General features: G+C 43.1%; 11 protein-coding genes. 6 read left to right on the forward strand and 5 right to left on the reverse strand.

The window, feature by feature from the left end; translation table 11 throughout:
* Positions 1-70: 70 nt before the first annotated feature.
* Both NIES593_RS01360 and NIES593_RS01365 read right to left on the reverse strand, forming a co-directional pair.
* Positions 71-1591 (reverse strand): hypothetical protein, encoded by a 1521-nt coding sequence (locus NIES593_RS01360; RefSeq protein ID WP_073597860.1) that lies wholly within the window; start codon positions 1589-1591, stop codon positions 71-73.
* Between the two features lie 336 nt (positions 1592-1927).
* The gene (locus NIES593_RS01365; protein WP_073597861.1) at positions 1928-2683 is read right to left on the reverse strand and encodes a 3-hydroxybutyrate dehydrogenase; all 756 of its coding nucleotides are present in this window, start codon (positions 2681-2683) and stop codon (positions 1928-1930) included.
* Positions 2684-2892: 209 nt separating this feature from the next.
* Between NIES593_RS01365 and trmFO the strand changes: the two genes are divergently transcribed.
* The 4 genes from trmFO to NIES593_RS01385 all read left to right on the forward strand — a co-directional run bounded on the left by trmFO (position 2893) and on the right by NIES593_RS01385 (position 5732).
* Entirely contained in the window at positions 2893-4257 is a 1365-nt protein-coding gene (gene trmFO / locus NIES593_RS01370) for an FADH(2)-oxidizing methylenetetrahydrofolate--tRNA-(uracil(54)-C(5))-methyltransferase TrmFO (RefSeq protein WP_073597862.1), read from the forward strand.
* An 88-nt stretch (positions 4258-4345) separates the two neighbouring features.
* Positions 4346-4621 (forward strand): Uma2 family endonuclease, encoded by a 276-nt coding sequence (locus tag NIES593_RS01375; RefSeq protein WP_073597863.1) that lies wholly within the window; start codon positions 4346-4348, stop codon positions 4619-4621.
* A gap of 131 nt (positions 4622-4752) precedes the next feature.
* Entirely contained in the window at positions 4753-5463 is a 711-nt protein-coding gene (locus NIES593_RS01380; RefSeq protein ID WP_073597864.1) for a DUF4336 domain-containing protein, read from the forward strand.
* A gap of 26 nt (positions 5464-5489) precedes the next feature.
* Positions 5490-5732 (forward strand): hypothetical protein, encoded by a 243-nt coding sequence (locus NIES593_RS01385; RefSeq protein ID WP_073597865.1) that lies wholly within the window; start codon positions 5490-5492, stop codon positions 5730-5732.
* Positions 5733-5770: 38 nt separating this feature from the next.
* Here the strand turns inward: NIES593_RS01385 and NIES593_RS01390 are convergent, their stop codons facing one another.
* Positions 5771-6007, reverse strand: a complete 237-nt coding sequence (locus tag NIES593_RS01390; protein ID WP_073597866.1) for a hypothetical protein — start codon at positions 6005-6007, stop codon at positions 5771-5773.
* Between the two features lie 536 nt (positions 6008-6543).
* Here NIES593_RS01390 and NIES593_RS01395 point away from each other — a divergent pair.
* A complete protein-coding gene (locus tag NIES593_RS01395; protein ID WP_073597867.1) occupies positions 6544-6765 on the forward strand; it encodes a DUF4327 family protein in 222 nt (73 codons plus the stop codon).
* Between the two features lie 19 nt (positions 6766-6784).
* On the opposite strand, the gene sbcD is transcribed toward NIES593_RS01395, so the two are convergent.
* Both sbcD and NIES593_RS01405 read right to left on the reverse strand, forming a co-directional pair.
* Positions 6785-8083 (reverse strand): exonuclease subunit SbcD, encoded by a 1299-nt coding sequence (gene sbcD / locus NIES593_RS01400; protein WP_073597868.1) that lies wholly within the window; start codon positions 8081-8083, stop codon positions 6785-6787.
* 70 nt (positions 8084-8153) lie between these two features.
* Positions 8154-10742 carry a protein kinase domain-containing protein gene (locus NIES593_RS01405; RefSeq protein WP_073597869.1) on the reverse strand — a complete coding sequence of 863 codons (2589 nt, stop codon included), beginning with the start codon at positions 10740-10742 and terminating at the stop codon, positions 8154-8156.
* Between the two features lie 103 nt (positions 10743-10845).
* Between NIES593_RS01405 and NIES593_RS01410 the strand changes: the two genes are divergently transcribed.
* Positions 10846-12297: a RecQ family ATP-dependent DNA helicase gene (locus NIES593_RS01410; RefSeq protein WP_073597870.1), complete on the forward strand. Its 1452-nt coding sequence runs from the start codon at positions 10846-10848 to the stop codon at positions 12295-12297.
* Positions 12298-12323: the final 26 nt, after the last annotated feature.

Consider the following 12323-nt stretch of genomic DNA (forward strand, 5'->3'; position numbering starts at 1 on the left):
GGCAAACACATGAGCTTAAATTTAAGGATTGAGACTCGATAACATCTCAAAATCGAGCCTCTTATTTTTATCAGTTTTTTACTTTATATAAATGAACGTGTGGGCTTTGAAAAACGCTTTGTAGGTTCGTTTTAGGAACTTTTTTCATCAACTCTTCATTAGAGATAAGAACATAGTCATAGTTATCTAAAACAAGCTTCCACCTTACTCCTTCACCCTCTTCGTAACCCGTTGCCATAGTTTTTTCAGCTAAATTGACATATTGAGGCTGAAATGCAACTGGTTGTTGAGTGCCAAAGGCAAAGAATGAGGGAACAAAAGCAGATTTCTCGATCGTGGCATAAGTTGGTGCGTGAATAAAAGGTATCGTTGCATAATAATTATTAAACGCTCTTGCACTGAAAAGACGACTTCCTTTCTCAATCTGCCCGATTGCAGTCAAAATTTCTTTGTACTCAGCTTGAACGGCATTCCAAGCTGAATTAATTACGAATATACGCACTGAAAAAACAACAATAAGTAAACCTATGATGACTCGATTAAACAGTTTATCGGCATTAAACTCCATACTCGATAAAAACAGAAAGAATAAAGGAACTAATATTCTCCAATCCGCATGAGAGCTAGTCACTGCTTTGGCTGGGATTAAAAAATAAGCGACAGTCACAGCACAGAGAGGTAAGATCATATATTTGCTGAGACGAAGCTTTTTTAGCAAAATTCCTGCGATCGGGATAAAAAATATCAAAATTATGGTTATATTATCTAAAAATAGACTATAGTTATCCGTCATCCTCATTTTCACATACTTAAGTTTGGTAATGACGGGGGTTAAATACTTAATTGATTCTCCACCCGATGTAGGGCTAGATAAATATAAAATTGCAGGAATAGTAAACTGACCGAATAGAACTAATAATCTTTGAAAAATGGCTCCTTTAAAATAGCTTCTTTGTTTAAAGAATGAATAAATCTCATAGGAAACTACTACTAATCCATAAATTCCGAAGCCATAAAGATGGCAGATAAATAAAATACTAGCCAGGCAGCTAAATAAAACTAATCTCAACCAAGTTTTATTTTCTCTCATTAAAATCCATATCCCAATACACCATAAGGCTAGCCCAGTTCCAAAAAGAAAATTAATAAAATTTATAATAAAGGCTTGATTGTATACTGCCATAAAGGTCATCAAAGACCAAAAATTTATCCTTCTAAAGAGCGCATAACTCAAAAATGCACTGCCACTTGTCAGCATAAAAATATTGAGGACTAGCATTAATCTGCCTGCAATATCTAGTCCAACAAATTTTGCTAGAAATGGGACGATGATATCCATCGCCAAATTAGGCAAAATCATAAAGTTAACTTGGTAATACTTTTGCAAGTCCGGATCGTTGTGATGGTTGAGAAGCACGTACATGCGTGCTAAGTGATTCGGGTAGTCCTGTAATGGCAAAAATTCATTTAACCAGATGGGAAGTTGTGCCAAGATAAACAAGAAGGTATAAGCAAGCAAAAACCAGATTACAGTACTCCGGTTACTTTGCTGTTGCCGGATTGAAGGTAATACAGAGGTTGTAACTCTCATGCGATCGATTCCTATTTTGACTATCATCTAGTAGACGCAGGAAAAGAAGCAGACAAAATCTGTTTGTGCAGCTACAGATGCAGGTGTAAGGTAGAGCCAAAGATAGCAAAACTTTGTGAATAATTCGATAAATTTTCAGAGAAACTGTTCCAGATTAAACTTGAACGGAGTTTTAAAGAATCTTTTGAAATTAATAAAGAAGCCGAATTTAAGCGCTTAAAATAGCTAGAATCAGATGGCGAATTTGAAACGCAAAAAATTCAGGCTTCCTGTTAATTTAATCTTTTTTGATCGGCAACTAGCTAATTTTTATTAATTTCTTGCTCGCAAGTCCTACTAATGTGCTGTCCAAGCCATATCGATCGCCTGTACCGAACCAGTAATCGCCCAAGCTTCCTGGGAACATAAAAAAGCCACATAATTGGCGACATCTTCGGGTTCGAGGAGTTTTTTGATGGCAGTTTTTTGCAACAACACCTTTTCTTCTACTTCTTCGGGCGGAATGCCGCGAGTGCGGGCTTGATCCGCGATTTGTTTCTCGACTAAGGGCGTTCGCACGTAAGCCGGACAGATAGTATTACAAGTCAAACCATGTTCGCCTCCCTCCAAGGCGACAACTTTCGTGAAGCCGACAAGACCGTGTTTAGCTGTAACGTAACCGACTTTGAAGGGACTGGCAGTTAAGCTATGGACGCTGCCGATGTTGACGATCCGCCCATGCCCCGATTTAATTAGATAAGACCAAGCGTATTTGGTTAGTAAAAAGGGAGCCGTCAGCATTAGCGCGATCATTTTCTTCCAGGTATCTTCTGGGAAATCGGGAATCGGGTTGATGTGCTGGAAACCTGCATTGTTGATTAGGATATCCAGTTGACCGTAGCGCGCGATCGCTTCTGTAACTGCTTTTTGACAATCTTCGCGCTTGCTTAGGTCGGCACTGACAAAGCTACCATTCAACTCAGCAGCTACCGCCTTTCCCTTATCTGGATCGAGGTCTGCAATGACAACTTTGATGTCTAGTTGAGCAAGTTTTTTGGCACAAGCGCGACCGATCCCGCTTGCAGCCCCCGTGACTAGAGCAACTCGTGACATAACGATAGGTCTGACTTGAAGTCAGAGAACTCGTTTTTATTTATCTCAATTATTAACCCATTTAAGAGAATCGATTCGATCGCGATCGCACTACGCTAAAAAAAATTACCTACGGAATAATGTCCGCGCGAGTAGAACGCTAGCACTACATTCAGAATTCAAATAGGATCGTTATAGATAGAAAAACTCAAGAGAATTTTGGCTATTAGATGACCGATCAAAAAATTCAAGTTATTGGTGGGGGATTGGCAGGAACGGAAGCTGCTTGGCAAATTGCTCAAGCAGGGGTTCCGGTCGTATTATATGAAATGCGTCCGGTTCGGATGAGTCCCGCACACCATACAGAAGAATTAGCAGAGTTAGTTTGTAGCAATTCCTTTGGGGCAAATCAAAGCGATCGCGCGGCGGGTTTACTCCACGAAGAATTACGCCGCCTCGGTTCCATTGTCATCCGCACCGCAGATAAACACGCCGTTCCCGCTGGCGGTGCTTTAGCGGTCGATCGCGCCGTATTTAGCCGCGAGTTAACCGAAACCCTGGCAAATCACCCTTTAATCGAACTCCGCCGCCAAGAGATCGCAGAGATTCCCGGAGAAGGCATAATCGTCCTCACCACTGGACCCCTTACCAGTCCGGCCCTAGCAGAAGACTTGCAGCGCTTTACCGGAATGGAGTATATGAGCTTTTTTGATGCAGCCAGTCCCATTGTCGTGGGAGAATCGATCGATCGAGATATTGCCTTTCTCGCTTCCCGTTACGACAAAGGAGAAGCCGCCTATCTCAACTGTCCCATGAATCGAGAGGAGTATCTGCACTTCTGGCAAGAACTGTGTAACGCCGAACAAGCACAATTGAAAGATTTTGAGCGCGAAAACGCCAAATTCTTTGAAGGCTGTCTCCCTATCGAAGAGTTGGCGCGACGCGGAGAAGATACCATGCGCTACGGCCCTCTCAAACCCGTAGGGATTTTTGACTCTCGCTTCGGCGATTTTCGCGATCCCCACAATCAATCGAAGCGTCCTTACGCAGTAGTTCAACTGCGCCAAGAAGATAAAGCGGGTCAGTTGTGGAATATGGTTGGCTTTCAAACCAATTTGCGCTGGGGAGAACAGAAGCGAGTCTTCCGATTAATTCCTGGGTTGGAAAATGCGGAATTTGTCCGCATGGGAGTCATGCACCGCAATACGTTTATTAATTCTCCCCAGTTACTCTCTCCCACCTTGCAATTTAAATCCAGAAGGACGTTATTAGCCGCAGGTCAACTGATCGGAACGGAAGGCTATACCGCTGCTGCCGCAGGAGGTTGGTTGGCGGGAACGAATGCGGCGCGAATAGCGTTGGGATTAGAACCCGTCTCCATGCCTGCGACAACGATGATGGGAGCGTTATTTGAATTTATCAGTTCTGCCTCCCCGAAACATTTTCAACCCATGCCGCCGAATTTTGGCATTTTACCGGAGTTGCCCGCACGAATTCGCAACAAACAGGAAAGATACAGCAAATATCGCGATCGCGCTTTGGCAGATTTAGCGGCTTGGCAAAGTCAAATCAAATCTCTTTGTTTATCGAGTTAGTAGCGTTGAAACTGAGTACTCGATCTCCTAATTGATTCAAAAGCCAAAACTTTAGTTCAAAATGGCATTATACTAAGAGGCTATTTCTATGGTTGTTAAATCCAAACGGTTGACTTTTGAGCAATATCTTACTTACGACGACGGAACCGATAAACGTTACGAACTTGAGGACGGTCTATTATTAGAAAAGCCTCCAGCGACGGGCAAACACGAACTTCAATCTCCTCCTCCTTTAGTCGTTGAAGTCGTTAGTCCTGAATCGGTTGAGCGAGACTATCAGCGAAAGGCAATTGAATATCAAACAATAGGGATTTCTGAATACTGGATTGTTGACCCTTTCGAAAATAAGGTGTCAGTTTTATAAAATAACTGAGTTTAGAGGAAACCAATCGCTCGTTTCTCAAACTTTTCCAAATCTAAAACTAACGGCAGAACAAATATTGTCAGCTTGAATGACGAATTGATATTATCTGAATTTTGTTTAGTGCGATCGCTATGTTGAGAGAAATCGATCGAAACATCTGGGTTGGCGAACAACCACTAAGGTTCTGGGGATTTGAAGTCGGTACGCGAATGACTGTCATTCGGCTGGCAAATGGCGAGGTAATCGTCATCTCTCCAATTAAAGTCGATGAGAGAACCATTCATCAAATTAATGAGATAGGCAAGGTTACTGCGATTATTGCCCCAAATCTCTATCATCACCTTTTTGTTACTGAATTTAAAGCCATTTATTTCCATGCAAAAGTATGGGCTGCCCCAGGTCTAGAATCTAAGAGACCAGATATTCCTATTGACAAGATCCTATATAACGGCAAAGTTGGCAACGCCGATGAAGTTGAATACTTGTTGTTTGAGGGATTCAAATTTTTTGATTTAATTGGATCGTCGGCATTAAACGAAATTGTGTTTTTTCATCGAGAAAGCCAGACTTTGATACTGACAGATACAGCCTATCATTTCGATGAAAGCTTCTCCTTAAAAACTCAGCTAGCTTTCAGATTCATGGGAGGCTATAAAAAGCTAGAACCCTCGTTATTAGAAAAGTTTGCTACGCGAGAAACCGATAAGGTCAAATGTACGATTGGACAAATACTTTGTTGGGATTTTGACAGAGTAATTATGGCTCATGGAAGCATTATCGAAAATAATGGAAAGAGAAAATTAAAAGAAGGATACGAAAGGTTTTTATCCACCACTTTATAATCTAAAACAAACTTCTATTTTCAATTATGAAAGAGCAATTTCTAACTTGGTTAAATCGTTTATTAGTCGCAGATGTTTTTCTAGTCATCTTTGGTTTTTTGTGGTTTGCGATCGCGGTTGTCGGTCATTATCTCGGCGTTCCCCTCGGTTTTGACATTTGGTATAAGCTTTGGCAACCGCTGTTCAATCCGGCTCTTGGAATCTTATTTCTTGGGGCAATTCTAAGTTGGCTGATTAATAAAGTTTCCGAAAAACTAGAGTCTAAATAAAAATTCTTCGATTAGATTATTATAGAGACCAATTCAGGCTATGAAATCTCTTTAGGAGCTTTTTTCTCATCCTGAGTATTTAAGACGGCAGGTTTCGTCCGAGCATGACGATAAATTTTCTTAATTTTTACCGTGCGATCGATAGTTTTTAGCGGGATTTTGAATACGGTTGGCGCGCTATAGGTTTGACTCAAATTAATGCCTAATGCTGTTTTGAGGAGATAGGCACAGTAAAGAACAAATAAAAGAGATGAAAATCGCTTGATCGCGGACAAAGTATTGCTCCTATTGGGGTAAACTGGCAGATATTATTAAGACAGAAAAAAGTCAAGAACTGGATAATTTAGTAAAAGGTCACCAAATCGGCGATCGCAAGCGAATCTAGAATAACTTCAAGCTAGGTTATTAGTCTAGAAAAGAAGAGCATAAATAGCCAAAAATAGTTGATACTTAACTAAAGCTTGGAAGAAAAAATACTCGTTCGATCTCTTATATCAAATCCGGTTGAACGACCACAATAACAAGTCCCGCTCGCGACTCCTGTTGGTCGCACTACATATTATGGCTAATTAAACGGATTTGATATTAGAAAATAAAAGCTGAGAATCCGTGAAAATTGTCTTGGCTTTGTGAGGAAAGTCTATTGGCAGAACCGATTCTAAATCCTGAATTTTCAAAGCTTTTAGCGTCATAAGTCTTTATAGGTTTTTCAAGTTTTTGTCTCTATTTTTGTCTATAGTGAAAGTAGAGAGATACGATCGCAGCTTGGAGGCGATCGCCAGCAAAATAAAAGTGAGGGGGTAAGTCATCTATGCAAACAATTTTTTCTTACTCCATCGACGCGATCAAAGATGAAGCGCGTCAATTAGTCGAAAGCGGTGTCGTCGATCGCCAACAGCCAATTTATGTTCTCTGTCAGTTTATTCCTCCTCGCGAATGGATCTGCGTCGAGTATGAATTAGAAAAAAATGGCTATCTACTCAGAGATCCGGTTATCGATCTACTCGCTCATGAAGAATGGGAAGATGATTAAATCAGCAACCAGCGAGTAGTTACTCGCCGATTTCTAGGGTTAATTGAGTTTTTGTCCCTTTTTCTTCTTCTGTCTCCAGCCAACTGTCGCGATCGCTATCGAGTAAACTCTGTGCGGCTTCTAGAAGATCGGGCATAATATCTTTGAGGTCGTCTCGACTGGTGAGATAAGTTTTTAAAGCTTCGATGGGATCGAGACTGGTGCCAACCCCTAATTCGGGCAGGCGAGGGCGAGCTAATTGACTGACTAATTCCGGGCGGATAGTATAGCTATGGGCTGATTTAAGTGCTTCTTGAATTGCCCCATTATCGATCGCATCTAGCTGTTCGGAACGAATTTTATAAATCAGTCGCACAACAGCATTTTCGATCTTTTTTTTGGCAATAGCGTTTAAAATTGCAGCCTGCGGATCGTCTTTTTCTGAAGCATCCACTTCAATCGTACAGAAGGGACGCGCGGGCAAGGGACAAAATTCCCAAGTAACTTTTCCTTTGGCAATTTCGATTGAGACGTACCCTTTCTCTTCTTTCTCTTCGCTAAAATCAACCCGTTCGATGCTGCCAGGATAAATAATGGGGGGATCGTTGGATGGATTGAGATTTTGGTGTTTGTGAACGTGACCTAATGCCACATAATCGAATTCGGGACGGATGAGCAGGGAAATGGGAATCGTAAAACCTTTCCCAACGGCTAAAAAACGTTCTGCTCCCAGATTAGCGCGGTCTACCATCAAATGACCTAATAAAACGGTTGGAATCGTGCGATCGAGTTGGCGAATTTCCGCTTCTAAAACGGGTTCGAGTTTTTTAATTAATAAATCGTTGACTTCGGCAAGCGATAATCCTTCGGTTTCTGGACGCGTCAGCAGTGTCGAACGAGTTAACCAAGGAAGGGTAATCACTTGTATCTCGCCGTTGCGAGTCGCGATGCGGTGAGTCTTGATGCTGTCTCCGACAATAAATCCGGGGACGGCTAAGGTGCGATAAATAGACAAACTCGCACCTCCATTGCCTTGAGAATGCTGGTCGTGGTTTCCTACCAGCAAAACTGTCGGGATCTTGGCATCTGCCAAGCGGCGAAACTGGCAGGCAAAAGCTTCTTGAACGTAAGGCGGCGGCGTGGCATCGGGAAAAGCATCTCCCCCAAATAACACCAGATCTACGGGTTGGTTAATGGCGCGATCGATGCATTGGCTTAAGGTATTGACAAAATCTTCTAAGCGTGTGTTCAAACCCGTTTTGGGATTAATGCGACCGTGGGAAAAACCACTTCCCATATGGATATCGGAAAGATGCAGAATTGCGATCGCCTTAGTCATTGGTTGCTTGCCGAGCTATTTTATTCTGTCAATCATAACAAAATTATCTGACAAACCAAGATTTCTAATGTTATCTCATTTGACCAATGACTCGTTGACGGGCATCGATCGCGGGTTGATAATTCGGCTTAATAAAAATTGCCCTTTCATAAGATCTAACCGCTTCTTCGTACCGCCGCAATCCTTCTTCTGCCCTGCCCTTTCCATACCAAGCTTCAAAGGCTTCATCGTTAATTTCGAGGGCTTCGTTAAAAGATTTTATGGCTTCTTCATATTCTTTTAATACAGTTTGTACGTTTCCCAACCCGATCCAAGCGGGTAAATAATCCGGTTTTACTTTAATCGATTCTTGATAAGATTCGCGCGCTTTTTCGTATTCCTTGTATTGAAAGTACATTTTTCCCATGTCGTTCCAAGTCACAAAATTTTTGCCTTGACCGACTGCAATGGCTTGGTTAAAGTTAGCGATCGCATCATCTTTTTTCCCCAGTTTTAGATAAGAATGACCGCGATTGTGCCAAGCTTCAAAAGAACTTGGATCGATAGAAATCGCTTTCCCATAAGCCTGAATGGAGTCTTGATATCTTTCTAAGCCATCGAGAGCCGATCCCTTACAAATCCAGCCATACACGCTTTCTTTCTTGAGTGCGATCGCCGCTTCGCAAGATTGCAGCATGTCATTGTACCGTTTCAAAGCGCTTAGGGCAAATGCTTTTTGGATCCAAGCTTTTTCAAAGTTAAGCAAAGCACCAGAAAAAGGAGGCGGATTTTGCAAGCCATCCTCATAATAGTTAATTGCCGATAGATAATCTTGGGAACGTAATTTTAGATCGGCTTGTCGGAACAGAAACGCGGTTTGGGTAACTTGAATGACATAAACCAGGAAAAATAAGAAACCGCCAATCCCTCCCGGAATAAGTATCATTCCAATTAGCGACCTTACCCAGGGCGGTCTAGTCGATAGACTAATTCGATTGTTGGTATTTGTTTTAATTAGTTTAGGTCTGAGGTTTCTGCCAATTTTTTTCAGATCTTTTAAAATTTCGGCGGCTGATTGATAGCGGGCAGCTAAATCGATACATATCATCTTATTCAAGATTTTTGCCAGCCTGGGATCGATTTGTACGCCTTCTTGCCAGATGATTTCGCCCGTTTGGGGATTGGTATCGAACTGGTCTGGATAGATGCCCGTTAGCGCTTGAATTGCCGTCATTCCTAAAGCATAAATATCGCTACCAAATGCGGGTCTGCCTGCCATTTGTTCGGGAGGCATATAGCCTTCCGTTCCTATCGGTTGAGTAGAACTGCCAAAACCGCTTTTTTCAGAGGTGGCGCTGACAATTTCTTTAACTACGCCAAAATCGATCAGCACGATTTTGTCGTCCGAACGCCGTCGAATTAAATTAGAAGGCTTAATGTCGCGGTGGATAACGCGATTTTTATGAATAAAGTCTAGGATTTCCAAGACATCTTGCAGCAGGGCAATCACTTTGTCTTCACTCCACCGCTTGCCCGGTAAGATCTCGTGACCGAGATCCTTGCCGTCAATAAAAGCTTGAACGAGATAAAATTCTTCGTCTTCCTCAAAATGATCCAACAGTTTGGGAATTTGAGGATGGTCGCCCAATTTTTCTAAAACTGTCAGTTCGGTCGAGAAACGACGTTCTGCTTCTCGAACGATAACTGCATCGGCGGTTCCTTGGGACTTGAGTTGTTTGATGACGCAGGGCGATTGATATTTGCGCCACAAGTTTTCGGCTACATAAGTATAACTCCAACGCCCTCCGCCCAAAAATCCGACGATCTTGTAGCGTCCTCCGACCGTTTGTCCGATTTTCAGCAAAGGTTCTAGGTCGCGCAGAACCTCAGCAACAGAATGATAGCGTTCCGAATATTTGGGACGGATCATTTTGTTGAGAATAGCTGCTAGCTTCGGACTGACGGAGACATGCTTATCCCAGTTGGTCAGGTCGCCCGTTTCCGTGTCTTCTAACTCCATCGGCGACTGACCCGTTAAAGCATAGATAGCCGTTCTTCCCAAAGCATAGATATCGCTGCTAAAAAACGGTCGTCCGTTCTGCTGTTCGGGCGCCATGTAACCTGGTGTTCCGATGACGCTGGTCATCAAGGTTTGCGTCTCGGCGTTAAAGGAGAGAGTTCCGATTTCTTTAACTGCCCCAAAGTCAATTAAGACTATCTTGCCATCAGACTGCCGCCGAATCAGGTTAGAGGGTTTGATATCGCGGTGAATCACTCCCTGCTGATGGACGAAATCTAAGACTTGTAGAACGTCTCTGAGAAATTCAATAACCTGGGTTTCATGAAAGGGTTTGCGACAGACTTCTTTTCTGAGTTCTTCTCCGTCAATAAATTCTTGAACTAGGTAGAATTCCTCATTCTCTTCAAAATGTGCTATTAATTGAGGAATTTGATCGTGATTGCCAAGACGACGCAAAACCATCGCCTCCGTTCCGAAGCGCTCTTTGGCATTCTGCCACAGGGCACGGCTATTAAACCTAGGTTGGAGTTGTTTGACAACGCACTTAGGTTTATTAGGCAGTTCCATATCTTTTGCTAGATAGGTCGTACCAAATCCGCCGCTTCCTAATTCGTTTAAGATTTGGTAGCGCCCGCCGATGAGATCTCCGGGATTGGGCATTGTTTATCCTGGATTGAGCCTATTAAATTTTAGCCGAAGTTTCCCCAAGCCTTGCTGCCACTATAGGCATTCTATACAATAGCTGTTATTTCGGCAGATTTTGATGAACGATTCTGCTCTTGACTGGCAGCAAATCCACAGGACTTTCCAACAAATTTGGGGCTATGAAGATTTTCGCCCGCCTCAAGCAGAAATTATTCGCGTGCTGTTGGCATCAAAAGATGCTCTGATAATTTTACCTACTGGCGGGGGAAAATCGATTTGTTTTCAACTGCCAGCTTTGTTGCAAACTGGATTGACTTTGGTCGTTTCTCCCTTGGTAGCGTTGATGGAAAATCAGGTGCAAGACTTGCGATCGCGCCGTCTTCGGGTAGCCTTATTGCATAATGAGTTACCGCGAACTCAACGAAGGCAAACCTTACAGGAAATAGAAAGACAACAACTCAAATTGCTTTACCTCTCCCCAGAAACGCTATTAAGTCCGCCCGTCTGGGAAAGATTGTCTCACCCCCTACTAAAAATTAACGGTTTGATTGTCGATGAAGCCCATTGTCTGGTTCAATGGGGAGAAAATTTTCGACCCGCCTATCGCCGCTTAGGTGCGGTGCGACCTGCCTTACTTAAGTCTAAACCGTCTGGGACAAAAATTGCGATCGCGGCGTTTACGGCAACAGCGGACTTAACTGCCCAGAAAATTATTAGCGAAACGCTACAACTGAGGCAACCCGAATGCTTTCTAACCAGTCCTTACAGAAACAACCTCAATCTTCAAGTCAAGATCGTCTGGACTCCGAAATGCCGCCGCGAGCGACTGTTAAAATTTGTACGAAGGAAAGAGAAACAAGCGGGATTAATTTATGTCCGTACCCGCCGAGATAGCGAAGCTTTAGCCCAATGGCTAAACTCGTTAAATTACCCAACTGCGGCTTACCATGCGGGATTGAGTCCCCAAGAACGACGCGCGATCGAAACAAGTTGGCTGACGGGAAATAGGCTATTTGTGGTTTGTACCAGCGCTTTTGGCATGGGGATCGATAAACCCGACGTGCGTTGGGTCATCCATTTTCACCCTCCGCTATTGCTTTCAGAATACCTGCAAGAAGTCGGTCGAGGCGGACGGGACGGACAAGCGACGGATGCGCTAACTTTGATAAGCGAACCGACAGGATGGTTAGATCCCCAGGATAAACAACGCGATCGCTATTTTTTATTGCGATCGCAACAGCAATATCGACAAGCGCAACAACTTGTTAAAAAAATCCCCAATCGGGGAACAATAGACGCGATCGCGCGACAGTTTCCAGAGGGAGAAATTGCCCTTTCGCTGCTGCATAGTGCGGGTCGATTGGAATGGTTAGACCCCTTTCACTATCAGCTCAATCCGAGTCAATCTTCCTCTTTTCCCGCCCGAGATCGTCTTCAGCGACAGCCGCAATTGTTGATGAGGCAATATCTGACGACGCGCAGGTGTCGCTGGCAGTTTTTACTCAATGCTTTTGGGTTTACCACACAGGCAACTGGATTTCGCTGCGGTCATTGCGATAATTGTTGTTAGTTAGTAGTTAGTTATTCGACTACCAA

This window comes from Hydrococcus rivularis NIES-593 (genome assembly GCF_001904635.1).
Lineage (GTDB): Bacteria > Cyanobacteriota > Cyanobacteriia > Cyanobacteriales > Microcystaceae > Hydrococcus > Hydrococcus rivularis.